The sequence below is a fragment of the Streptomyces sp. NPDC111802 genome (genome assembly GCF_055634335.1).
The window spans coordinates 39,913-63,035 of the sequence record NZ_JBVKCZ010000048.1 but is presented as its reverse complement, the minus strand read 5'-3'; the positions used below and the strand labels follow the sequence as shown (position 1 = coordinate 63,035).

General features: G+C 71.0%; 18 protein-coding genes and 1 pseudogene. 4 read left to right on the top strand and 15 right to left on the bottom strand.

Going from position 1 to position 23,123, the window contains the following annotated elements; translation table 11 throughout:
• A pseudogene (locus tag ACZ7NC_RS37355) lies at nucleotides 1-112 on the top strand (SAM-dependent methyltransferase); the annotation flags it as partial.
• Nucleotides 113-140: 28 nt separating this feature from the next.
• On the opposite strand, the gene ACZ7NC_RS37350 reads toward ACZ7NC_RS37355, so the two are convergent.
• A complete protein-coding gene (locus ACZ7NC_RS37350; protein WP_471495230.1) occupies nucleotides 141-647 on the bottom strand; it encodes a ribonuclease FAU-1 family protein in 507 nt (168 codons plus the stop codon).
• Nucleotides 628-1,557: a GNAT family N-acetyltransferase gene (locus tag ACZ7NC_RS37345; protein ID WP_471495228.1), complete on the bottom strand. Its 930-nt coding sequence runs from the start codon at nucleotides 1,555-1,557 to the stop codon at nucleotides 628-630. Before ACZ7NC_RS37345 ends, ACZ7NC_RS37350 begins: the two co-directional genes overlap by 20 nt.
• A gap of 70 nt (nucleotides 1,558-1,627) precedes the next feature.
• On the opposite strand from ACZ7NC_RS37345, the gene ACZ7NC_RS37340 reads away from it, so the two are divergent.
• Nucleotides 1,628-1,996 (top strand): GntR family transcriptional regulator, encoded by a 369-nt coding sequence (locus ACZ7NC_RS37340; RefSeq protein WP_471495226.1) that lies wholly within the window; start codon nucleotides 1,628-1,630, stop codon nucleotides 1,994-1,996.
• Between the two features lie 25 nt (nucleotides 1,997-2,021).
• On the opposite strand, the gene ACZ7NC_RS37335 is transcribed toward ACZ7NC_RS37340, so the two are convergent.
• A complete protein-coding gene (locus ACZ7NC_RS37335) occupies nucleotides 2,022-2,774 on the bottom strand; it encodes a DUF72 domain-containing protein (RefSeq protein WP_471495224.1) in 753 nt (250 codons plus the stop codon).
• A gap of 20 nt (nucleotides 2,775-2,794) precedes the next feature.
• Nucleotides 2,795-3,889: a DUF5925 domain-containing protein gene (locus ACZ7NC_RS37330; protein WP_471495222.1), complete on the bottom strand. Its 1,095-nt coding sequence runs from the start codon at nucleotides 3,887-3,889 to the stop codon at nucleotides 2,795-2,797.
• Between the two features lie 178 nt (nucleotides 3,890-4,067).
• On the opposite strand from ACZ7NC_RS37330, the gene ACZ7NC_RS37325 reads away from it, so the two are divergent.
• Nucleotides 4,068-5,480, top strand: a complete 1,413-nt coding sequence (locus ACZ7NC_RS37325; protein WP_471495220.1) for a GH39 family glycosyl hydrolase — start codon at nucleotides 4,068-4,070, stop codon at nucleotides 5,478-5,480.
• A 48-nt stretch (nucleotides 5,481-5,528) separates the two neighbouring features.
• Here ACZ7NC_RS37325 and ACZ7NC_RS37320 read toward each other — a convergent pair whose 3' ends face one another.
• The 7 genes from ACZ7NC_RS37320 to ACZ7NC_RS37290 form a co-directional block, all read right to left on the bottom strand.
• On the bottom strand, nucleotides 5,529-9,374 hold the full coding sequence (locus ACZ7NC_RS37320; RefSeq protein WP_471495218.1) for a lipopolysaccharide biosynthesis protein: 3,846 nt from the start codon (nucleotides 9,372-9,374) through the stop codon (nucleotides 5,529-5,531).
• Complete coding sequence (locus tag ACZ7NC_RS37315; protein ID WP_471495216.1) at nucleotides 9,367-10,167, bottom strand: polysaccharide deacetylase family protein; 801 nt, start codon at nucleotides 10,165-10,167, stop codon at nucleotides 9,367-9,369. Before ACZ7NC_RS37315 ends, ACZ7NC_RS37320 begins: the two co-directional genes overlap by 8 nt.
• A complete protein-coding gene (locus ACZ7NC_RS37310) occupies nucleotides 10,164-11,186 on the bottom strand; it encodes a glycosyltransferase family 2 protein (protein ID WP_471495214.1) in 1,023 nt (340 codons plus the stop codon). Before ACZ7NC_RS37310 ends, ACZ7NC_RS37315 begins: the two co-directional genes overlap by 4 nt.
• Nucleotides 11,183-12,019 carry a glycosyltransferase family 2 protein gene (locus ACZ7NC_RS37305; RefSeq protein ID WP_471495212.1) on the bottom strand — a complete coding sequence of 279 codons (837 nt, stop codon included), beginning with the start codon at nucleotides 12,017-12,019 and terminating at the stop codon, nucleotides 11,183-11,185. Before ACZ7NC_RS37305 ends, ACZ7NC_RS37310 begins: the two co-directional genes overlap by 4 nt.
• Before the next feature lie 374 nt (nucleotides 12,020-12,393).
• Nucleotides 12,394-13,491 carry a GNAT family N-acetyltransferase gene (locus ACZ7NC_RS37300; protein WP_471495210.1) on the bottom strand — a complete coding sequence of 366 codons (1,098 nt, stop codon included), beginning with the start codon at nucleotides 13,489-13,491 and terminating at the stop codon, nucleotides 12,394-12,396.
• 1 nt (nucleotide 13,492) lies between these two features.
• The gene (locus ACZ7NC_RS37295) at nucleotides 13,493-13,813 is read right to left on the bottom strand and encodes a hypothetical protein (protein ID WP_471495208.1); all 321 of its coding nucleotides are present in this window, start codon (nucleotides 13,811-13,813) and stop codon (nucleotides 13,493-13,495) included.
• Between the two features lie 292 nt (nucleotides 13,814-14,105).
• Nucleotides 14,106-15,311, bottom strand: a complete 1,206-nt coding sequence (locus ACZ7NC_RS37290; protein WP_471495206.1) for a S8 family peptidase — start codon at nucleotides 15,309-15,311, stop codon at nucleotides 14,106-14,108.
• Nucleotides 15,312-15,624: 313 nt separating this feature from the next.
• On the opposite strand from ACZ7NC_RS37290, the gene ACZ7NC_RS37285 reads away from it, so the two are divergent.
• Nucleotides 15,625-16,434, top strand: coding sequence for an SGNH/GDSL hydrolase family protein (locus tag ACZ7NC_RS37285; protein ID WP_471495204.1), 810 nt, complete (start codon nucleotides 15,625-15,627; stop codon nucleotides 16,432-16,434).
• A 22-nt stretch (nucleotides 16,435-16,456) separates the two neighbouring features.
• On the opposite strand, the gene ACZ7NC_RS37280 is transcribed toward ACZ7NC_RS37285, so the two are convergent.
• From ACZ7NC_RS37280 to ACZ7NC_RS37265, 4 genes are all read right to left on the bottom strand, one after another.
• Nucleotides 16,457-18,067 (bottom strand): serine/threonine-protein kinase, encoded by a 1,611-nt coding sequence (locus ACZ7NC_RS37280; protein WP_471495202.1) that lies wholly within the window; start codon nucleotides 18,065-18,067, stop codon nucleotides 16,457-16,459.
• Nucleotides 18,068-18,130: 63 nt separating this feature from the next.
• Nucleotides 18,131-19,780 carry a HoxN/HupN/NixA family nickel/cobalt transporter gene (locus ACZ7NC_RS37275; RefSeq protein ID WP_471495200.1) on the bottom strand — a complete coding sequence of 550 codons (1,650 nt, stop codon included), beginning with the start codon at nucleotides 19,778-19,780 and terminating at the stop codon, nucleotides 18,131-18,133.
• Complete coding sequence (locus tag ACZ7NC_RS37270) at nucleotides 19,777-21,378, bottom strand: tetratricopeptide repeat protein (protein ID WP_471495198.1); 1,602 nt, start codon at nucleotides 21,376-21,378, stop codon at nucleotides 19,777-19,779. Before ACZ7NC_RS37270 ends, ACZ7NC_RS37275 begins: the two co-directional genes overlap by 4 nt.
• Nucleotides 21,379-21,492: 114 nt before the next feature.
• Complete coding sequence (locus tag ACZ7NC_RS37265; RefSeq protein ID WP_471495196.1) at nucleotides 21,493-23,028, bottom strand: DUF4331 domain-containing protein; 1,536 nt, start codon at nucleotides 23,026-23,028, stop codon at nucleotides 21,493-21,495.
• Nucleotides 23,029-23,123 lie beyond the last annotated feature (95 nt).

Here is a 23,123-nt window from a genome sequence, read left to right as displayed (position 1 = left end):
GCCGCTCGTCGGGCAGGTGCGTGTGGAGCGTCTGTCGGACGATGAGTCGCTGTGGGGGAAGGCCGTGGACGACGAGCGGTACGCCGTGGTGGCCACCGCCCAGGTGTGCTGATCGGAGAGGGTGGTGACGCGGAGCGTCTCTAGGCCAGCAGCGACTCCAGGCCGCCCTCGGTGGTGGCGAACGTCTCCAGCTCGTCGAGGGCTGCCATCGCCGCGGCGGCCGCCTCGGGATCCGTTTTCGCCAGGCCGCTCTCGGCGAACTCGTCCTCGTCCAGGCGGCGTACGTCCGTGCCGTCGGCGGAGCGCCACAGGTCCAGGTCGAGGTCCTCGACGACCAGCTCGGTGCCGGTCACCGTGGCCGGGCGGGTGATGTCGCAGTACCAGCCCTTGAGGGCGCCCGTGGCGTCGCGGACCTCCTTCACGGCGTACCAGCGGTCGCGCCAGTAGTACTCCGTGAAGACGTCGCCCGGCTCGAAGCGGACGAAGCCGAAGTCGCGGACGCCGTCGCCGGACCAGGGAGCCCGCACGGCGACGCGCGTGCCGTCGTCGGCGAGCAGCTCGGCCGAGTAACGGATCTTCGTACGGCCGCCCTTGACGAGGACCACGTCCAGCGGGCGTCCGCCCTGGTCAGCCGAGTTCGCGGACATAGCGGACCTCCGAAGCGCAGATCTCGTACCCGAACCACCTGTTGATCGCCAACATGGGTTCATTGTCGGCGTCGTTGCCGGTGAACGCCTCCTTGTAGCCGGCGGCGCGGGCGCGGTGCAGGGAGTCGTTCTTGGCGAGCTTGGCCAGGCCGCGGCCGCGGAAGGCGCGGGAGGTGCCGGTCATCGCCGTGGAGTAGCGGGCGGTGCCGTCCGTGTAGGCGACGCTGAACGCGACGGGACGGCCGTCGACGACCGCGACCGAGGTCAGGTCCCGGTCGAGGAGCGGGTGCTTCCAGGTCTCCTCGATCCAGGCCTCGTAGTCCGTGAACTCGACGCCGACGTCGCTCGGTTCGTCCGATGCCGTCTCCGCGTCCAGCTCGAAGACGGGGCGCGGGTCGTCGGCGAAGTCGGCGGCCGCGCGCAGCTCGACACCCGGCGGGAGGTCCGGAAGCGGCGGCAGCGCGGTGTTCACCAGGTCCAGACGCAGGAAGTGGGCGGAGCGGCTCGCGCGATAGCCGTGGCCCTCGGCGAACGCACGGTTGTCCGGCTCGTCGAGGACCCAGGAGAACAGCTTCGTCGCACCCAGCGCGCTCAGGTGCTCCTCGGCGGCGCGGACCAGGAGCCCGCCGGCGCCGCGGCGTGTGCGGTCCGGACGCACATAGATGTTGAGGTAGCCCTGGCCGGGCTCCGGGCTGTCGTACGCGATGCCGACCTGGGCCGTGCCGATCGTCTCGCCGTCCTCCTCCGCGACGAGCGAGCGGTAGTGGGCGTCGGGGTGGGTGTGGGCCTGGCGGTGGGTGATGCCTTCCGCTGTCCACAGGACGTAGGGGAGAGCGAGATGGCGGCTGTGGGCGAAGCGCTCGATGTCGGTGGGCACTTCGAGGCGGAGGTCGCGCACGATCACGGTCATGAAGGCGCACGCTACGGGTGGATGCGCGGGTATGCCTCTCATTTTCCGGCGGGTACGGGACAATCGGCCTGTGACCTTGAAGATCCACATCGACGACAGTGCCGCGCCGTACGAGCAGGTGCGGGCGCAGATCTCGGAGCAGGCGCGGTCGGGGGCGCTGCCGGTGGGCTACCGGCTGCCGACCGTGCGGGGACTGGCCGAGTCCCTGGGGCTGGCGGCCAACACCGTCGCCAAGGCGTACCGGGCGCTGGAGGGCGACGGGGTGATCGAGACACGGGGGCGCAACGGCACGTTCGTGGCCGCGGCGGGCTCCGCGGCGGAACGGGAGCTCGCGGCGGCCGCCCAGACCTACGTCGAGCGTGCCCGTCGGCTGGGGCTGACCGAGGCTGACGCGTTGACGGCCGTGCGCGATGCCCTGCGGGCGGCCTACGGGAAGTAGCGCGTTGTCCTGAACGGCGCGGAGGTCATGGGGTGCGGGTCACGGTCAGGCCCGTCGACGTCGCCGCTGTCCCGAACACCGCCGCGTCCTCCACCGCCGCCCCCGTCGGATCGTTGTTGAAGTACGCGTACACGTCCTCGTCGTCCGGCCAGGTCTCCGCGATGCGACGGGCCCAGGTGTCCAGCGCCTGCCGGCCATAGTGCGGCCAACGCCGCGCGCGGCCCACGTGGAAGCGGACGTAGCCCCAGTCGGTGGTGCGCCACAGCGGTGTCGCTGGACGGGACTCGACGTCCGCCCAGCACAGGGCGGCACCCCGGGACTCCAGGACCTCACGGACCTCCCGCGTCCACCAGCTGTCGTGCCGGGGCTCGACCGCGACGCGCGTACGCGACGGGAAGCACGCCAGGCAGGCGTCCAGCAGATCGGCGTCCGCCCGCAGCGTGGGGGGCAGCTGGAGCAGGACCGGGCCGAGGCGGGCGCCCAGCCCCTCGGCGTGGGTCATCAGACGGTTCACCGGCTCCTCGGGATCCCGCAGCCGCTTGATGTGGGTCAGATAGCGGCTCGCCTTCACCGCGACCACGAAGTCCGCCGGCACCCGGTCCCGCCACGCCTCGAAGTTCTCCCGCGTCGGCAGCCGGTAGAAGGCGTTGTTGATCTCGACCGTGGCGAAGTGCGTCGTGTACTCCTCCAGCCACCGCCGCATGGGAACGTCCGGCGGGTACAACACGTCCCGCCAGTCCCGGTACTGCCAACCCGAGGTCCCGACGAACAGGGTCATACGTCCATCAAAGCACCCCGCTACAGATACAGCCCCGCGTCCGCCCCCTCCCGCGGATCCGGCACCGACGTCGGGGATGTGCCCCGCTTCAGCGCGTACAGCTCCGCCAACGTGGCGCCCTCCCGGCCGACGCCCTCGTCCGTGCCCAGCCAGTTCACCGCCTCCCGGCGCGTCAGCGGCCCCACCTCGATGCGGGCCAGACAGCGGCCGGGGCGGACGACGGCGGGGTGCAGGCGTTCCAGGTCCTCGTTGGTCGTCACGCCCACCAGGACGTTGCGGCCCTGGCCCAGCAGGCCGTCGGTCAGGTTCAGCAGCCGCGACAGCGCCTGGCCCGCCGTGTGCTTCGCCTCGCCCCGGATCAGCTCGTCGCAGTCCTCCAGGAGCAGCAGCCGCCAGCGGCCCTTGCCCGTCGAGTCGTCCTCGCCGATCGCGATGTCCATCAGATAGCCGACGTCGGAGAAGAGCCGCTCCGGGTCCAGCACGCAGTCCACCTGGCACCAGTCCCGCCACGAGCGGGCGAGCGTGCGCAGTGCCGATGTCTTGCCGGTGCCCGGCGGGCCGTGCAGCAGGAGCAGACGGCCCGCGATGTCCTCCGGGGTCGTCTTCATCAGGCGGTCCATCGCATCGGCCACCGGCGCGGTGTAGTTGGTCCGCACCTCGTCCCAGGTGCCCGCCGAGATCTGCCGGGTGGTGCGGTGCGGGCCGCGCCTGGGGGAGACGTACCAGAAGCCCATGGTCACGTTCTCCGGCTGCGGCTCGGGCTCGTCCGCCGCGCCGTCCGTCGCCTCGCCCAGCACCCGCGCCGCCAGTTCCTCACTGGTCGCGGTCACGGTGACGTCGGCGCCCCGGTTCCAGCGGGAGATCAGCAGGGTCCAGCCGTCGCCCTCGGCCAGCGTCGCGCTGCGGTCGTCGTCACGGGCGGTGCGCAGCACCCGGGCACCCGGCGGCAGGAGGGTCGCCCCGGACCGTACGCGGTCGATGTTCACCGCGTGCGAGTACGGCTGCTCGCCCGTCGCGAAGCGGCCGAGGAACAGCGCGTCGACGACGTCGGACGGCGAGTCGCTGTCGTCGACGTTGAGCCGGATCGGCAGAGCGTCGTGTGGGTTCGCAGACATGCGGCCATGATCGGGCACGAAAGCGCCGTGTGCACCCCGTTTCCGTGCGACAACGCCCGGTGGTGGCTGTGTCCGATCCTTCCTCCGTATTCCCGTCCGTCCTGTTCCACCATGCGGGCAGGACCGGGTAACGCCGAAACGGCCCCAGCGGCCGGCACCCCCGTTACCGTTGTCCTTGATGGGACGTCATGGGTGGAATTCGGGGGCGCGGCGGTGGCGGCTCACCGCGCTGCTCGGTGTGGGCGCGGCGGCTCTGGCGCTGGTCGTGACCCTCCTCAACACGCTTCCGGGGAACGGCGTGAACACCGACGGAACCTCACGGGACGGCGACAAGCCGCACGGCACCCCGACCGCCACACCGGACGCGACGAATCCGGAGGTGGGCTGGGGCTTCACCCACACCGAGCACAGCGCGGACGAGGGCGCCTCCGCCGCCGTCAAGCGGGTCGAGGGACGGCTCGCGGACGCCGGCGGGCTGCCGCAGATCCAGCACATCATGGGGTGGGGCGCCGACAACCCCGAGCCGGTCAGGGGGCGTTACGACTTCGAGGCGATGGACCGCCGGATCGACTTCGTCCGCGCCTCCGGCAGCACTCCGGTCGTCACCCTGTGCTGCGCCCCCGACTGGATGAAGGGCGGCGAGGCCGGCGTCGACAACACCGACTGGAGCCAGGGCGCCCTGGAGACGGCGCCCGACCCCGAGCACTTCGACGACTTCGCCGCGCTCGCCGTGACCGTCGCCAAGCGCTACCCGGACGTACGCCACTTCATCGTCTGGAACGAGTTCAAGGGCTTCTGGAACGACGCCGAGGCCCGCTGGGACCACGAGGGCTACACCAAGCTCTACAACCTCGTCTACAAGGCGTTGAAGAAGGTCAACCCGGAGATCATGGTCGGCGGGCCGTACCTCGTGATGGACAGCGTCGACCCGCGCGCGGAGGAGGCCTCGACGGCTCTGAAGGGCTCCTGGGGCGCGCTGGACCAGCGCATCGTCGACGCCTTCGAGTACTGGAACGAGCACAGGACCGGCGCCGACTTCGTCGTGGTGGACGGCTCCAGCTACACCCGGGACGACGAGCTCCTGCCCGACGAGTTCACGGCCACCGACAAGTTCACGGCCGTGAGCCGATGGGTTCGCAAGCAGACCGGCGACCTGCCGCTGTGGTGGGCCGAGTACTACGTCGAGCCCGCCGACGGCCACGACGAGCGCAGGGGCTGGTCCGAGGCCCGCCGAGTCGCCGTGCAGGCCGCCGGGATGATGGCGCTGGCCGAGGGCGGCGCCACCTCCGCCTTCTACTGGAACCCGGAGAAGGAGAAGGGCAGCGACTGCCCCGGCTGTCTGTGGACGCCGACCGACAAGGCGGGCGGCGGCGCGAAGCTGCCGATGTACGACCTGGTCGCGCGGTTCAGCAAGGAGTTCCGGCCGGGGACCGGGTACAGGTCGGTGTCCGTGGACAAGCCCGACGTCCGGGTCCTGGCCACCGACAGTGTGGTCCTGGCCGTGAACACCCGAGACCGGCAGATCGACGCGGAGATCGACGGCGAGAAGGTCGAACTCCAGGCCTACGAGGTCAGGTGGCTCAAACGCTGAGCCACCTGACCGTCACGCCCCCTATTTCACGCCCCCTATTCACGACGCCTATTTGATCGTCAGGAACCGCTGCACCAACGAGGCCAGCAGCACCGCCAGCAGCGGCAGCGAGAACCAGAAGCTGCTCTGCAGCCAGCGCAGCTGCCGCACGCTCGGCGCCAGCGCCACCCGGACGATCTCGCGGGCCATCAGCAGCACGATCAGCGCGAGTGCCGCGAGCCCCCCGACCACCGACCACGGCGTCCAGGTCACCTGCGGTCCGATCGGCCCGGGATCGGCCTTCGGCACCTCGCCCGCAGGCTGCTTGCGCAGCGCGTACATCGTCACGTCGGCGTTGCCGAAGACCTTCTTCAGCTCCTGCCGCCTGTCCAGGTTCTGGATCAGCCGGGACTCCCAGGTCACGGAGTAGCCCACGTCCAGCCGGAGATAGGTGACCTGACCCCGGTTGATCATCAGATACGAGTTCGGGCCCGCGTCCTTCAGCGCCTTCACCAGGCCCGACACCAGCACCGGGTCGACCGGCGCCTGCGTCGGCAGGTACGAGACCTTCTCCATGTCCCGCGCACCCCACGGCATCGCCGGCGTCACATCGTTCACCGGGTCGCTGCTCAGCCACAGCAGCCTGAGGCTCGGATCGTCATGGGCGTACACGTACTCCATGGCGGCGACCTCGCCGGGCCGTACTCGCTCGAACGGCTCGTTGCCCCAACGCGCCACGAGGAACCCGCCCATGAGCACCAGGCCCGCCATGAGCGCGGCCAGCGGGGCGAGACTCACCCGGTCCTTGTCGCGCTCCTTGGCCGTGACGCCGGTGCGCGGGAAGAAGGCGAGGCCGGTCAGCAGGGCCGCGCCGGGCAGGGCGAACATGAACACCCGCAGGGCCATCTCACCGCCGTACGACTGCATGCCGAAGCCCAGGAACGGCACGAAGGTGAGGACGAGCAGCGAGCGCTCCCGGTAGTTGTGGAAGCGCCGGCGCCACCAGCCCCAGCAGGCGAAGGCCATCACCCCGCCGGCCAGCAGCACGCGCGTGTACAGCACGAGCTTGTGGGTGGAGCTGCCGCCTTCGATACGACCGGACACCGACGAGGTCACATTGGAGCCGACGCCGCCGACCCCGCCGAAGAGTTCGTCGAAGTGGCCGGACCAGTACGGCTCGGCCATGAAGCCGATCCAGACCGTCACCATGACGCCGAACAGGATGGGCAGGCCGCGCAGTTCGGACTTGCCGATCAGGACCAGCGCCGTCAGCACGCCCAGCATCACGAACGGCGTGAGCTGGTGGGCCGGGACACTCGCCGCGAACAGCCCGGTCACCACCATCAGCAGCACGGCCCGCTGCCGCCGGTCCGTCGGCTCGACCTCGACCTCGCCGGGCCGCCGCTTCGTCCAGATCACGCCCGGCGCGCGGAACCAGACCAGCAGGATCGCCGCGAAGGCGAGGTACAGCAGATAGGTGAAGCCCTGCGGCGAGAAGTAGTCCTGGCCGACCCAGCCGCTGAGCACGAAGACCCAGATGCCGGTCCACTGGGCCCGCCAGCTCGCCCGCATCGACCGCACCAGCAGGAACATCGGGACCAGGTACAGCAGTTGCATGGCCAGCGGCCACCAGCGGATGATCCCGGTGAGGTCGGTGACCCCGCAGGCCTGCGCGACGAACGCGGCCACCGCGAAGAAGCCCGGCCAGCTCCAGCGCGCGTCCAGATCGGGCACGGCGGACCCGGTGCGGTCGATGTGGTCGAGGAAGCCGAGGTGCTGCCAGGCCGTCGCGAACCGCGGCTCGGTCTCGATCAGCGCGGGCAGGGCGTGCAGCGACACGACCGTGGCGAGCAGCGTGACCAGCAGCAGCGCCCTGTGCTCGCGCCCCAGCCAGAGCAGCGAGGCGAACGTCACCGCCAGCAGTCCGGCCCCGAGCAGCGTCGGCGGCGGCAGCACCGAGATCAGCCCGAGCCCGCCCATGCCGTCCAGGTCGCTCTCGCCGAGCCGCAGCGCGGGCACCCAGTACAGCAGCAGCGCGGCGATCAGCAGACAGCCGAGGATCACCCCGAGACGGGTCGGCAGCAGCCGCTCGCGCCAGGTGAGCGCGGGCGCGTCGGCCTGTCGTACGGACGGCTCGTCTTCGCGCATGGGCGGCTCTTCCGGTACGGCGGACTCCTGCCGTACGGCAGCCTCTTCGCGTTCTTCCGGTACGGCGGTCTCATCGCCCATGCCCGCGTCGAACTCCGCCTCGAACGGCGCGTCCACCTCGGCGGGCCCCGTCGACGCCTCCGAGCCGGGCTCCCTCTCCTCCACCGGCAGCCCCACCTCGGGCGTGCGCGCCCAGGTCGGGCGGTGCTCCGGGTGGACCCGCGGGGTGCCGGTGGGCGGTGTGCCCGGTCCCGGGCGGACGTCGGGTCGCCGCTCCAGGTGGTCGAAGTCGACATGGATGCCGAGCGCGAGGGTGTCGGTGTCGAGCGCCCAGGCGGGCCCCCGCCTGCGCGCCCCCTCGGGCACCTCACGCGCCCCCAGATCGGCGAGGTCACCGTCGGGGGCCGCGTCCTCGGGCACCTCGGCCGACGTCGCCCGCACGGTCCTGTACAGCTTGGGCGCGGCGATGGCGACGATCACCGAGAGAGCGGCGATCTCGGCGACGCCGGCGCCGGTCAGGCCCATCCGGGGGAGCAGCAGCAGCGTCAGACCGAGCACCAGGGTGCACAACAGGCCCTGCAGCCATGCCAGTCCGGCGGTACGGCTCTGCGCGCGAAGGACCGCGAAGTACGTCTCCATGACGACCCGCAGCAGCGCGCCGAGCGCGAACCAGCGCAGCAGCGGGGTGGCCGCGTCCGCGTAGCCCGTGCCGAAGACGCCCAGGATCCACGGCGCCCCGAAGAACAGGATCGCGGAGACCGGCACCATGATCCGCGCCATGCGCTTCAGCGCGGCCCGGGTGTTGGCGGCCAGCCGCCTCGGGTCGTGCGAGCCCTCGACCGTGAGGGAGGCGCCCATGTTGATGGCGAGCAGATTGACCGTGCCGCCGATCGTGGCCGTGATGTAGAAGTACGCGTTGTCCTCGGCGGACACCCGCGCGGCCACGATCACCGGGATGAGATAGACCACGGCAAGCGAGAACAGCGAGCCGGTGTAGTCGCCCGCGAGGAACCTGCCGATCTCCTTCAGGGACGGCGGGCTGGTGCGGTCAGCGGTCGCCTCCACATGGCGCGGCACCAGACGCCGGAACACCAGCCAGCCCAGCGGCAGCACCGACACCGCGATGGCCGCGACCCAGGAGACGAAGACCCCGGCGGTGGGGATCGCCACGGCGAAGGCCACCAGCAGCCCCAGCTTCACCGCCGAGAACACGGTGTTGCCGACCGGCACCCACACCGCGCTGCGCAGCCCGGTCAGCACGCCGTCCTGAAGGGTGAGCAGGTTCCAGGCGATGACGGCCACGACGAAGAAGAGCCCGCCCCGTGGCCCGCTCAGGAACCGGTACGACGGCCCCCACAGATCCAGCGTCAGCAGGAAGACGCCCGCGGCCAGCGCCACGATCACACAACTGCCCGCGTACGTCCGGAAGATGAGCCGGCCGCTGCTGCGTCCCGCCACCGGGATGAAGCGGGCCAGCGCGCCTGTCAGCGTCACCGCGGTCAGACCCGCGAGGAACTTCATCGCGGCGATCGCGGCGGATCCCTGGCCGACCGCGGACTCGGAGTAGTAGCGGGCGGCGGCCAGCCAGAAACCCAGCCCCAGCACGGCGGAGACGCCGGTGTTGATCATCAGGGCGTAGGCGTTGCGGAACAGCTGGCTGCCGCCGGAGGACCTGCCCATGCCGGGCAGGCGAAGCCGGCGCCCCGACTGCTCGGGCGCCGGCGCGTCGGTGGATGCGGGCTCGGTCGTGGTCGTCGTGTCAGACACGGGAACTGATGGCCTTCCGGCGGACCTGTCGGGCTCTGCGGACCACGGCGTACCCCTTGGTGAGGGCGCGGTCCCTGGCGAAGGCGCGGGCGATGGCACGGCCCTCGACCATCCGCCCGAACTCCTCGATGCCGGTGGTGCGGCGCACGGTGAGCCGGGTGAGGGCGTACGGCCCCTGCCGGCGCCGTGCGAGGCCGTTGTTGACGGCGAGCGCCTGGGCGTACCCCGTCTCGCGCACCGCGTCGCGCACCCGGCGGCTGGAGTAGCCGTACGGGTAGGCGAACGAGGCCGGGACGGTGCCGAGCCGGTCCGAGATGATCTCCTTGCTGAGGATCAGCTCGGTGCGCAGCCTGCCGTCCGGGAGCTGGTCGAGCTGCGGATGTGTGTGGCTGTGGCCGCCGATCTCGACGTCCGCCTCGGCGAGTTCGCGGACCTGGTCCCAGTCGAGCATGGTGTCCAGGCCGCCGCCCATGTCGTGCGGGCCCTTCAGCCAGCCCGTGGAGACGAACACGGTGGCCGCGAAGCCGTGCTTGGCGAGCACGGGCAGCGCGTGCCGGTGCACGCCCTCATAGCCGTCGTCGAAGGTGATCAGCACCGGCCGCTCGGGCAGCGGTCTGCCGGACCGCCAGCGTGCCGCGAGGTCGGCGGTCCGCACGGGCGTGAGACCGAGGTCGCCGATCAGCGCCATCTGCTCCGCGAACGCCTCCGGCGCCACCGACAGTTCGCGGGTGGCATCGTTCGGCGAGGTGGAGACGGCGTGGTACATCAGGATCGGCACCCGCGCGTCGGTCATCCCGTTCCCCCCTTGATGCCCGGTTCCCCCTCCGTGCCCGCTTGCCCTTCGATCCCCGCCAGCGAGTACGTAACGTCACCCCGGCGCGCTCGGACACTCCCCACGACGTACCCACGAGCCGCCGTCAGCACCCCGGCGACGATCGCCCCGGCCCGCCCCGCACCGCCCGGCCGGGCCAGCACCGCGTCCCGGAGCCCGCGCACCACCCCGGCCGGCAGGACCCGGGTGGTGTACCGGCGCTCGGACTCAAGTCCCTTGTCGGCACCCACACTTCGGGCCACGAGCGCCTTCGACAGCCCCTCGGCGTAGGTGCGCGTGCGGAAGTACCCGAAGTGCTCGCGCGCCTTCGGCACCCGGTGGTGGATCACCGCTCGGTCGTCGATCAGCAGGACCGCGTCGGGTTTGGCCCGGGTCAGGCGGATGCACAGCTCCGTCTCCTCGCAGCCCAGCGGCAGCCGGTCGCCGTCGCGTCCGATGCCGGTGGCGAAGCCGCCCGCGAAGTCGAAGGCCGTACGCCGGAAGGAGGCGTTGCCGCCGAGGACGTTGCGCACCTTGACGCGGCCGCGCGGCAGGCCCCGGTAGGTGCAGCCGACCACCCAGTCGAACTCCTCCGGGAACCAGTCCGGTCGCCGTCCCGACGCCCAGATCGGCTCCGTGCGCCCGCCGACGGCCATGACGCGCGGATCGGCGTACCCGGCCGCGAAGTGCCTCAGCCAGTCCCGCTCGGCCACGGCGTCGTCGTCGAGGAACGCGATCACCTCGCCGTACGAGGCGGCGATGCCGGTGTTGCGGCCGGCGGACAGGCCGCGGGGGCCCGCGTTGGCGAACACCCGCACATCGGTCGCTTCCTTGTACTCCTTGGTCAGCCGGTCCAGGAGCGCCTCGTTGTGGTCGACGACCAGCAGCGTCTCCAGGGCCGGATACGACTGCGCCCGCACCGAGGAGACCGCCGCGAGGATGTCCTCCCAGCGGTCCTCGGTGTACACGCAGATCACGACGGAGATGTCGGGACCGCTCAAGACACCTCTCCCCGCACCGAGTGGACCGAGTCGAGCATCGGGGAGTGCGCCGCGGCGGTGCGGCGGCGCAGGGCACGCCGGTTGGAGCGCTCCTTCAGGATCACCTTGAGCACCCTCAGCCCGTCCCGCACGGCCCGCAGATTGCTCGTGCCGTGGATACGGAGGTACTCGTGGCTGGGTATCTCCTGCACCTTCAGCCCCGCCTTGACGACCCGGATGTTCATCAGGGTCTCCACCTCGAAGCCGGTGCAGTCCAGGTCGATCTTGTCCAGGCAGTGCCGCCAGAACGCGTTGTAGCCGTAGCACAGGTCGGTGTAGCGGGCGCCGAACTTACGGTTGACGGCCGTGCACAGCGCCCAGTTGCCCAGCTTGCGGATCGGCGTCATGTCGTCGGTGCCGCCGCCGTTGGCGAAGCGGGAACCCTTGGCGAAGTCCGCTCCCGAGAGCAGGGCGGAGACATACGAAAGGATCTCGTTGCCGTCGGCCGAGCCGTCCGCGTCGACCATCACGATGATGTCGCCGGTGGCCGCCTCGAACCCGGTGATCAGGGCATCCCCCTTGCCCTTGCCGCGCTGGCGCACGACCTTCACGTCGGGCCACAGCTCACGGGCCACCTCGACGGTGTCGTCGGTGGAGTTGCCGTCCACCAGGACCACTTCGTGTATCCAGTCCGGCAGTGTCTTGAAGACGTACGGAAGGTTCTCCGCCTCGTTCATGGCCGGGATCACCACGCTCACCGGCGGCGCGATGGCCAGGTGGGTGGAGACGGGCCGGTACTTGCCGGCCGGTGACGGATCTTGGTCCGCGACGGCCGGGTGCAGCACAGAACTCATGAGTCAGGTCCCTCTCGTCCGGTGGACCGCCCGCCCCTGGGCGGCCCGGCTATGTGTCCGGTTCGAAAGGGGGGTTCTTCTCACTCACGGCACGGAGGAACGGATCTCCGTACACGTGTGGTGAGCTGGCATGTCTGGCCGGCCGTCGAAGAGCGGCAGCCGGTCGCGCGGCACGACCCGGTCACAAGTGCGGACACCTTCACCGAGCACCCCCCTACCGCGCCCCACCCCGGAACCGTCGCGGTCCTTGAGCCCTCCCCTAGAGCCGCTTACCGACAGTCCGATGCGGGTGAGATGTACGACGGTATTGATGATTGAGCCTGTATGGCAAGAGCTGGAACGAGCCCTCACGTTTTTGTTGGGTTTGACCGGAGTTAGCTGCGCCCCGAGCGGATCTTCCCCATGCGCTTGAGGAGCCGGTCCGCCGGTTCGAAGAGCTCCGGCCGTGTCTGCACGGTGTTGCGCAGCGCCCGGAACGGCGCACGGCGTGCCCGGTGTCCGAACGCGACCGGATGACGCCTGGTCACCCACCCCTCCGACACCGTCAGCTCACGTGTCTTCAGGGAGTCCTTGTACTCCTTCTGGCCCCGGCCGAGATCGAGATACGCGATACCGTCGGCGGCGGCCGCCTCGGCCATCCGCAGATGCAGCACCAGGCCCGGCGAGTACTTCGAGAACGCCGGGTCGTACGCCGGGAACCAGCAGGCCAGCACCCGTTCGGTGCGCAGTCCGAAGTGCGCGGCGATCGGCTTGCCGTCCGCGTACAGCACCGACAGGATCCCCGCGAACGGCTCGGAGCGGGTGTGGAACAGCTGCTCCACGAGCAGGGTGATCCACGCGTGCGCGAAGCGGTCGCTGCGCCCGGTCCTGCGGTACTGCGCCGACTTCCAGTCCATCAGCGTGCGCAGCGCGGCCGGATCACGCTCGTCGTGCACATACCGCACCCCGTCGTGATCCCGCCCCAGCTTGCGCTCCTTGGCGAGCGTCGTCCGGGTGAACTTCGGTGAACGTTCGCGCAGTTGGGCCAGATACGCCTCGTACCCCTGGTCGACGTCCATGACCGGGGACGGGTATGCGCCGGAGGCGTCCGCCCCGAAGGCCACCTGGCCCTCCACCAGGTGGTCGAACTCCCATACGGCGAGCCCGCACGCCTTCAGCAGCTCCCGGGCGTCCCAGGCGAATCCGGGCCGGTGCACCACGCCCTGGGCGTCCGAGACGCCGAGTCCGATGGCCCGCCCGACGCCCGACGCCGTTCGCTGGAACGGGAAGAACGCGGCCGGCTCGCCGCCCTCCCGTACGACCGCGATCCGCACCCCGCGCCGGCAGCGGCCGACGGCGAGCGCGAACTCGGGCGACAGGAAGGGGTTGCCGAGCTCGGCTGAGCCCTGGAGATGGGCCTTGGACTGCATCGATGTCCACGCCGCCCGGTCGGCGGAGCTGAGCTCCCCGGGGCGGTACACGCTGATGTCCACGTCAGTCAGTCCGCCTTCGCGTCGTACCGCCGCGCAGCCGCCGCAGCAGAACCAGCAGGAGAATGAGGGCGCTGATCGCGGTCACGGCCACGATCCCGCCGCGTACCGACCACCGGTGCACGGCCAGCATGCCCTGGGTCACCAGCATGTTGACGACGACCGCTCCCGCGACCGCGGCCACGGTCCGGCCGAAGGGTTCCAGCCCGCGCAGCGCGGCGGCGATGGCCCCGGCCGGCGCCGCGAGCAGGAAGAAGAGCGTGAAGGGGCCGCGCAGTGGCGAGCCCGAGTCGACGAGCGCGAGGACCGCGCCGATGACCCCCACAGCCGTCGCGGCACCCGCGAGCAGCGGCGTCAGGTCCCTCCCCGGACCTGGTCGCGCACGCTCGCCGTCCTGAGTCCCGGCTCTGGATGAAGCTGTCTTGATACGTAAGGTCTGCATTGGCGACTTTGCCCCCCGAAGCGCCGGATGCCGGGCTTCAATGTGGCTCAGCGCCGCGTCGGCCGTCAAGATGCGAACGGCCTCTTGACATCTGTTCGTATCCGGCACGAGCGCATGTGGTCCCCGCAGGAGTGGGGCCTGCGGGGACCGGTGGTTCAGGTGGTGCGGGGGTGGGTCACGGAACCAGCTTCAGCAGCCGGTTCGGGGAGCCGCTGCCGGGGCTGGTGACCGCGTTCGTGGTGGCGCCGGAGGTCAGGGCCGAGGCGACCGCGGCCGGGGTGGCCGAGGTGTGGCTCGCCAGATAGACGGCGGCCGCACCGGCGACGTGCGGGGTGGCCATCGACGTACCGGAGATGGTGTTCGTCGCGGTGTCGCTGGTGTTCCAGCCCGCCGTGATCGAGGAGCCGGGCGCGAAGATGTCCAGGACCGAGCCGTAGTTGGAGTAGCTGGCCCGGGCGTCGGAGCTGGTGGTGGCGCCGACGGTGATGGCCTCGGTGACCCGGGCCGGGGAGTACGAGGAGGCGTTGGCGCTGCTGTTGCCGGCCGCGATGGCGTAGGTCACGCCGCTGGAGATGGAGTTGCGGACCGCCGTGTCCAGCGAGGTGGAGGCGCCGCCGCCGAGGGACATGTTGGCGACCGAGGGACCGGAGTGGTTGTTGGTCACCCAGTCGATGCCCGCGATCACACCCGCGGTGGTGCCGGAGCCCGCGTTGTCGAGCACGCGCACCGCCACGATGTTCGCCTTCTTGGCGACGCCGTAGGTCGAGCCCGCGATCGTGGTGGCCACGTGGGTGCCGTGGCCGTTGCCGTCGGAGGCGGTGGTGTCGCCGTCGACCGCGTCGTAGCCGTAGCCGGCACGGCCGCTGATGTCCTGGTGGGTGATGCGAACGCCGGTGTCGATGACGTACACGGTCACGCCGCTGCCCGCGGTGTCCGGGTAGGTGTAGGTGCCGGAAAGCGGAAGCGAGGTCTGGTCGATGCGGTCCAGGCCCCACGGGGCGCTGGACTGCGTGGCGTCCATCCGAACGCGCTGGTTCTGCTCGACGGAGGCCACCGCGGGGTCGGCGGCGAGTCTCTTCGCCTCGGTCGCGGAGAGGGTGGCGGTATAGCCGTTCAGCGCTTTGGTGAAGGTCTTGTTCACCTTGCCGCCGTGCTCCTCGACCAGGTCCTTGCCGGCGGCCGAGGACGCCTTGAGGCCGGCGCTCTTCTTCAGCGTGACGATGTAGCTGTCCTTGATCGCCGTGGGGGAGCCGGCGGCCAGGACCTTGCCCTCGGCGGGGGCTGCGTGGGCGGGGAGGGAGGTGAGTCCGCCGACGAGGGTGGCGGCCGCCAGGCTGGTTATCGCGGCGAACCGGAGCTTCTTGCTACGCAGTTGTGCCATTACGAGGGAGTCCTCCTCTAGGCGGTGCGCATGTGGTGCGCGCACATGTGGGGGGTGCACGCGTGGTCGCGCGCACAGCCCGGAACGTCGCGTTCCCGTTCCAAAGCCGAAGTAAAGGATCTGTGGTGCACGGGTGACCGACAAGAGAGTTGACGGTCTGTCAACAAGCTTGTCATGGACGCGAAATCAAACTCATGGGGCGCTCATAGGTTGCAGGCCGTGATAAGCGGAAAAGTCTTGGCATGGACACTTCCCGTCAACACGCGTAGTTGGTACGACGGTTAAGGCAGAGATCCTGCTATAGGGAGGTTCCATGAGACGTTCCCGACTTTCCGTATACGTCGCCTCACTCCTCCTCGCCGTCGGCACCGCCCTCACCGGGGCCGCCACCGCGCAGGCCGCCGACACCGCCGCCACCGGCGGGTACGTGGCGCTCGGCGACTCCTACTCCTCGGGCCTCGGCGCGGGCAGCTACATCAGCTCCAGCGGCGACTGCAAGCGCAGCACGAAGGCGTACCCGTACCTGTGGGCCGCCGCCAACTCACCCTCGTCGTTCGACTTCACGGCTTGCTCGGGCGCTCAAACGGGTGATGTGACCGCCAGTCAGCTCGGCCCGCTCAGCTCCGCCACCGCACTGGTGTCGATCTCCATCGGCGGCAACGACGCGGGCTTCGCCGACATCATGACGACCTGTGTGCTCCAGTCCGACAGCGCCTGCGTCGCACGCATCAACACCGCCAAGGCGTTCGTCGACTCGACGCTGCCCGGCCGGCTCGACACCGTCTACTCGGCCATCCGGGCCAAGGCCCCGTCCGCCCATGTGGTCGTGCTCGGCTACCCCCGCTTCTACAAGCTGGGCGCGTCCGGGTGCCTCGGGCTGTCCGAGACCAAGCGCAGGGCGCTCAACGACGCCGCCGACCACATCGACGCCGCTACCGAGAAGCGCGCCCTGGACCACGGCTTCACCTTCGCCGACGTGCGACCCCCCTTCACCGGGCACGAGATCTGCTCCGGCAGCTCGTGGATGCACGCCGTGAACTGGCTCAACATCCCCGAGTCGTACCACCCGACGGCCGCGGGCCAGTCGGGTGGTTATCTGCCGGTGCTGAACAGCGCGGCCTGAACGTCCGGTGCTTCGCCGGGCGCTACGCGCTCGGCGACTCGGTAGGCGCCTGCGAGACCCCGCCCGTCGGGGTCTCCGTCTCACAGGTGACCGAGAACGGCACCGACTCGGACTTCGTCTTCACCGGGTCGCGCACCTCGACACTGATCTCGTTCTCGAACGTCCCACTGTCGTCGTACGTCGTCACGAACGCCCGGTCCTGCTTGGTCCGTTCCCCGCCCTCCGGGAACGACAGGGTCTTCCAGCCCTGATCCATCACGTCACCGTCCTTGGACACCCAGCGATAGGTGACCTCCGCCGGCAACCGCCCCACCGTGAACGCCGCCGTGAAGGCGGGCGCGTCACCGCTCGGCGGCGGACAGGGCCCGGCGTACTCCAGATTCGAGCCCGTCAGTGCCACCCGCACGGACTGCGGCGCCGGAGCGCTGGTACGGCTCGGACTCGGTTGCGGGCTCTCGCCCGCGCCGGAGGTGTTCTCGTCCTCGGTCTCCGTGTTCTTCGTGGGCGAAGTCCCGCCGCCCTCCTGAGTGGTCGTGCTCCCGCCGCCCGCCTTGTCGCCGCCGTCGTCGCGGTTGAGCAGGGCGTACGTCAGTCCCGCCACGGCCAGTGCGAGGACCGCGATGCCCGCGATCAGGGTGAGGGCGGCGCGGCGGTTGCGGTCGGGGCGGTCGGGGGTCGTGGTCGAGGCGGGCGGGCCGACGGGCCGGGTCGGCGCGGGCGAGGGGACCGGGGCCGTCGGCCCGGTAGGCGACGGGAACGCCGCGACGGTCGGGGCAGCCCCCCGCACGGTGTCCGCGCGCACCGTCCCTCCGGCGCCGACGATCCGCAGGTCCTGCTCCGCCCGGTCGGCCGGCAACCGCTCGGCCGGGTCCTTGCGCAACAGCCCCTCGATGACGGGGGTGAGCGGACCGGCCCGGTGCGGCGGGGGCAGTTCGTCGTCGACGATCGCTCGGAGCGTGCTGAGCGGGGTGTCCTGACGGAACGGGGAGTTGCCCTCCACCGCCGCGTACAGGAGCACGCCGAGGGACCACAGGTCGGACTCCGGGCCGGGGGTGCGGCCCAGCGCACGCTCCGGGGCGAGGAACTCGGGGGAGCCGATGACCTCGCCGGTCATCGTCAGCGCGGAGCTGCCCTCGACCATCGCGATACCGAAGTCGGTCAGCACGACCCGGCCTTCGTTCGACAGCAGCACGTTGGCCGGCTTCACGTCCCGGTGCAGCACCCCGGCGTCGTGCGCGGCCCGCAGCGCGGACAGCACCTCGGCGCCGATGTGGGCGGCGCGCTGCGGGCTCAGCGGGCCCTCGGCGTCCAGCAGCTCGGCCAGCGAGATGCCGCGGACCAGCTCCATCACGATCCAGGGCCGGCCGTCCTGCGTGGCCACGTCGTACACCGTGACGACATTGCGGTTGGCGACCCGCGCCGCCGCCCACGCCTCGCGCTCCAGCCGGGCGTACATCCGCTCGACCTCCGGGGCCGGGAGCCCGTGCGGCGCGCGTACCTCCTTGACCGCGACCTCGCGGTGCAGCACCTCGTCGCGGGCCCGCCACACGGTGCCCATGCCGCCCTCGCCGAGCGGGGACAGGAGGCGGTAGCGGCCCGCGATGAGACGTTCACTGCTGTGTTCTTCGGACACGGGCGTCCCCCATTCGCATCCGTGCGAAATCTCCACTCCGTGTGATTTCTTCCCCAAAGTAGCTCAGCCGAGTACGGATGCCGCCCCCTGGAACACCAATCCGGCCCCGAGCAGCACGACCAGGAGCGCGGATGCCAGTGGAGCTGTCCTGCGCAGGAAGGTCGTGAACGGGTGCGCGGTCCAGCGGGGGCGTTTGTCCAGTACTCGTGTGACTCCGGTACCCAGCTTGACGACCGCGAACCCGGCCGCGGTCAGGGTCAGGGCGAGCCCGACGCCGTACGCCACGACGAGCAGCAGCCCGAACCAGGCCTTGCCGAGCGCCGCCGCGCCGACGAGCACGACGACCGCCGAGGGGCTGGGCACGAGCCCGCCCGCGAAGCCGAGGAGGATCGTGCCGCGGAGGGTGGGGGCGGTGGGGTGGGTGTGGGTGAAGCCGCCGTGGGTGTGTGTGAGCACGCCATGTGTGTGGGGGTGCGTGTGGGTGTGGTCGTGATGGTCGTGGTGGTCGTGGTGGTTTGCGGGTGCGGGTGCGGAGGCTTCCGTCGCGGTGTGGGTGTGGGCGGCGACCAGGACCGGCTGGCGCTCGTAGGCGTGGTCAGTGTTGGAGGTGTGGTCGTGGGGGTGGGGATGGGGATGGGTGTGGTCGTCGTGGGTGTGCCCGTGCCCGTATCCGTGCCTGCGGATCTGCCACGCCCGGCGTACGAGTGTCGCGCCCGCCGCGATCACCAGGGCGCCGCTCGCGATGCCCAGCCAGGTGATCACCGAGGGCGCCGCCGCGGACCCGGCCGTGACCAGCAGACCGAGGGTGACCACGCCCAGGGTGTGGGTGATCGTCACCGAGGCGGCCAGGGGCATGACGTCCTTCAGGCGTGCCCGGCCGCCACGTGCCGTCGCGACCGCGGCCATGATCGTCTTGCCGTGGCCGGGGGCGAGCGCGTGCATCGCGCCCAGGAAGATCGCGATGACCAGGGCGAGCGCGGCGAAGCCGACGGTGAGGTCGTGCCGGGCGACCAGGCCGTCCAGGGCACGCGTCCAGCGGTCGGCGCCGCGCGGCAGCACGGAGGAGGCGGGTGCGTCCCGCTCCGCCGACTCGGCGAGGGCGGGGCCGCCCGGGCGTACGCGCAGCGACGCGGCCCTGGTGTCGGCCGGGGAGGAGAGCAGCTCCTTCGGGTACGTGGTCAGTTCGCCGGAGACCGAGTCTTTCGGTACGTCCGAGTCGGTGAGCGTCATACGGTCGCCGCGCGCCGTGATCTCCCGCCAGCCGGGGCCGGACTGCGCGCCCGCGCCACGGAAGCCCAGAGTGACCGTGGCGTCCTCGGGAAGCGGTGCCGTCAGCCGGCACTCCACTCGGAGCGTGTCGAGCCCCGCCTGACCGGGCCGCACGCGCGCGTGGCTGCTGATCGGCGTCAGCTCGACCGTGCGGCCGTCCACGGTGACCTCGCTGCCCCGCGCGGCGTCCGCGCAACGCTGCCGGGCCCATCCCGTGATGCCGGCCTTCTCGATGTCCGGCCCGGCCTGCGTCGCGGGGATCTCGGCGAGGTCCTCGACATGGTGGACGCGCAACTCGCCAGGAGCGGCGACCAGGCCGTCGTAGCGGTTGACGGTGAAGTTGCCGAGGGGGTGCGCGCTCGCGGGAGGGGAGGCGAACAGCGCGAGCGAGCAGGCCGCCGTGAGGACGGCGGCACCGGAGGCGAACAGACGACGAGGGCTCACTTGGCCGCCTCCAGGTCCTTCAGTGCCGTACGGGCTTCCCGGGCGCCCAGCGGTGAGAAGCCGGGGTTCAGCTTCAGCGCGGCCTGCAGATGCTCGCGGGCGTCCTCGGCGCGGCCGGTGGCACGCTCGATGATCCCGCGGTGGTAGAGGAACGCGGCGCTGCGGTAGCCGGTGGCCGTGGCCTGGCGGGCGTAGGGCAGGGCTTCCTCGTCCTTGCCGTTGACGTGCAGCGCCCAGGCGAGGGCGTCCGCGGTGTGCACGGTGTGGCGGCGCTCCCACTCGGCGCGGGCCGCGCGCAGGGCGGAGGCCTTGTCGCCGTGGTCGGCGGCCGCGAGGGCCGTGTCGAGGTCGGCGTTGACGCCGTTGGCCCGCGCGAGGGCCGTCCAGGCGTCGACGAGGGCGTACTGGTCGTCGGCCTTCACCTCGTCGCCCGCTGACGCGTACAGCTCGCCGAGTTCGACGAGCGGGCCGGGGAGGGGGTAGCGGGAGACGACGTCCCGCAGTCCCTTGAGCGCGCCCGTCCTGTCGCCGCCCGCGGCCTGCGCGCGGGCGCGGCCTTCGAGCGCCGGGACGTAGTTCTCGTCGGCCGCGAGGGCTCGGGCGTAGTGGGTGAGAGCGGTGTCGTAGTCGCCCTGGTTCCAGGCGAGTTGGCCGAGCTGGGTGGCGACGTAGGCGATGTCGCCGGGGGAGACGGCGGAGGAGAGCGCCTGTTCCAGCACGCGCTCCGCGGTCCGGACGTCGCCGCGCAGCTCGTGCACGTACGCGTAACGGGTGAAGACCGGGATGCCCGGGCGGCGGTCGTCGGCGGTGTCGGCGGCCTTGGAGGCGTCGGCGTAGCGGCCGAGTTCGACGAGGGCGTCGACGCGGGTGCACAGGGCGCGTTCGCTGTACGGGTTCACCTTGAGTGCCTGGTCGGCGTACTTCAGGGCGTCCTCGAAGTCGTGCCGGGCGGCGGCGAGGGCGGCGCGGCCGGCGAGGGCCTGGTCGTTGTCCGCGTGCAGGGCGAGCGATCGCTCGAAGGCCTGCTCGGCCTGGGGGTAGCGGGAGGGGTCGCCCTTGGTGCGGGCCTGTTCGATGTAGGCGAGGCCCAGGGTCGCCCAGCCGCTGAAGTCCCTTGGCTGGTCGCGGAGGTGGGACTGCAGGGAGGCGATGCCGGTGTCCAGGTCGCCGGTGGCGAGCAGGCCCGGGGAGACGGCCGCGGAGGCGGGGGCGACGCTCTGGCCCGTGTGGTCGCGTGCCGCGCCGAGGGCTATGGAGCCGGCGGTGAACGCGACGGCCAACAGGGCGGCACAGCCGGCGAGATGCAGGGCGCGGCGACGGCGTGCCGCCGCGGCGGCGCGGCGTACGACCGCGATGCGGTGCTCGGCGGTTTCCCCGCCCCCGCCAGGGGGCTCCGCCCCCTGGACCCCCGTCGGCCCTGAACGGGCCTCGTCCTCATCCTCGAACGCCGGACGGGCTGAGATTGCGCGTCGCCCGAAGCCACGCACGCGCCGTACCGCCGCAACACGCTCCCCGCTCCCCGCGGCAGCGGCATCCGCACCAAGCGCCTTCCCGTGCTCCTCGTTCTCCGGTGCGCTGTCGTTCGTACGCGGGGCCATGCCCTCTCCTCGATCAAGACTTCAGGAACGGTCGTTGTCGCATGCGGCGCGGCCCGCGCCGTGGGGGATGAGTACTTCGCGGGCCGCGCCAGTCGGTGGGGGAGGGGCCTGGCCTCAGTACGCCCGGTCCCGCATCCGGCGCCACCACATCAGGGCACCGCCGATCAGCAGGATTCCGAGCGCGCCGGCGCCCGCGGACCCGGCGATCAGGGTCATGTCGTCCGTGCCGCCGGAGGCGCCGGCCGGCTGGAGGGCGTCGCCGATCTGGCTGCGGACGTCGGTGTCGCCGCTGGTGCCCTTGGCGAGCGGGCCGCGCGAACCCTCGGTCGGCAGGGCGACGTACGGGAAGGACTTCTCGAAGTCCTTGTCGTTCTTGTCGACCGCGTCGCCGAGGTCGTTCTTGGCGCCCAGCAGCTCACCCTCGACGACCTGGAGGGAGGCGTCGATCACGTCGTCGGTGAGGCGACGGCCGTTCGGGAAGCCCGCGTTGTCGCCGTCGAGGACGCCGAGCCGCTTGGGCTCTGCCGCCGGCTTGATCGAGGTGTTCAGGCGCAGCATTTCAGACGCTGTGACGTGCGGCGGCTGGTTGAGGCCCTTGACGCCCTTGAGGAAGACATCGACCAGGTCGTTGCGCGGCTCGTCGGGCGCCGGGATCTTGTAGATCGCCTCGATGAGCTTGGGCAGCTCGGGGTTGGTGACGTTCTTCAGGAACTTCGCGTCGTCCCACGGCGAGGACGCGTTGAACTTGTCCTTGTCCTTGAGCGGGTTGACGACCTCGTTGACCAGCGGGCTGCCCAGGCGCGAGACCTGCTCGTAGTAGCCCTTGGCGTTCTGGCGCTGGGTCGTCGACCAGATGCCGACGATCGGCTGGTCCGCCGACTCGGCGAGCATGTGGTTCGGGACCTGGAGGGCTATGGAGTTGACGTTGTAGCCCTTGAGCGTGTCGTTGCCGACCTCGGAGAGGTTCCCGCCGTAGAGCAGGTCGAAGACCCGCAGGTCGAGGAAGAAGGGATCGTCGGCCTGGCCGGCGAACGTGGTCGTGCCGCCGTGGACCTCGTGAACGGCCTGGTCGCGCAGCTTGGAGTAGTCCGGCATCGATGCCTTGCCGACGTTCGACGGCGCCACCGGCACATCGTTGGCGATCTTCGTCTTCGACACCAGGTGCTGGTCCTTCAGCTTCAGCAGCTCGATGTCGTACGTCTGCGTGATGTTGAGGTCCGGGTCGTCCAGGCTCTCGACCGGGCCGGTGTTGTACAGGAACGTCTTCTTGTTCTTGACGTGCGTGTCGAAGGTGAAGCGGTAGAGCAGGTCGCCCTGCGCGTCACCGTTGTTGTCGATGTGGATGTCGTACTGGGCGTCCTCGGCGAACGTGAAGAAGTTCGGTCCGCCGGCCGGCTCCTCGAACGGGATCCAGTTGGCGACGACCGTCGTCGTGTCCGGCTTGTCCGGGCTGACGAACGCGTACACGTCCGTGTTGTCGTACTGCGGGGTCCCCGAGATCAGCGGGGCCTCCCGGTGGCTGGAGGCGGAGGCCGCCCCCGGTTCCAGCGCGGTCATACCGGCGGCTACGAGCCCCCCGGCGGCCAGCGCTCCACAAACGAGGGTCGCGAGGCCCTTGCGTCCCGCTCCGCTCCTGGAAATAGGTGTCATGCCGTCCGTCCTCAGTGCCAACTTGCCTGACGCACCGGGATTCGGAGCCGGGGGCGGGCCGGATTGGTCGATCTCGAAAACAAATTTCGCGGCTG

Excerpts from the sequence above, each read along its gene's own strand:
- ACZ7NC_RS37290 (WP_471495206.1), bottom strand. The coding sequence starts at position 15,311 with ATGGCACAACTGCGTAGCAAGAAGCTCCGGTTCGCCGCGATAACCAGC.
- ACZ7NC_RS37305 (WP_471495212.1), bottom strand. The coding sequence starts at position 12,019 with ATGAGTTCTGTGCTGCACCCGGCCGTCGCGGACCAAGATCCGTCACCG.
- ACZ7NC_RS37285 (WP_471495204.1), top strand. The coding sequence starts at position 15,625 with ATGAGACGTTCCCGACTTTCCGTATACGTCGCCTCACTCCTCCTCGCC.
- ACZ7NC_RS37315 (WP_471495216.1), bottom strand. The coding sequence starts at position 10,167 with ATGACCGACGCGCGGGTGCCGATCCTGATGTACCACGCCGTCTCCACC.
- ACZ7NC_RS37265 (WP_471495196.1), bottom strand. The coding sequence starts at position 23,028 with ATGACACCTATTTCCAGGAGCGGAGCGGGACGCAAGGGCCTCGCGACC.
- ACZ7NC_RS37335 (WP_471495224.1), bottom strand. The coding sequence starts at position 2,774 with ATGACCCTGTTCGTCGGGACCTCGGGTTGGCAGTACCGGGACTGGCGG.
- ACZ7NC_RS37345 (WP_471495228.1), bottom strand. The coding sequence starts at position 1,557 with ATGACCGTGATCGTGCGCGACCTCCGCCTCGAAGTGCCCACCGACATC.
- ACZ7NC_RS37270 (WP_471495198.1), bottom strand. The coding sequence starts at position 21,378 with ATGGCCCCGCGTACGAACGACAGCGCACCGGAGAACGAGGAGCACGGG.
- ACZ7NC_RS37350 (WP_471495230.1), bottom strand. The coding sequence starts at position 647 with ATGTCCGCGAACTCGGCTGACCAGGGCGGACGCCCGCTGGACGTGGTC.
- ACZ7NC_RS37325 (WP_471495220.1), top strand. The coding sequence starts at position 4,068 with ATGGGACGTCATGGGTGGAATTCGGGGGCGCGGCGGTGGCGGCTCACC.
- ACZ7NC_RS37330 (WP_471495222.1), bottom strand. The coding sequence starts at position 3,889 with ATGTCTGCGAACCCACACGACGCTCTGCCGATCCGGCTCAACGTCGAC.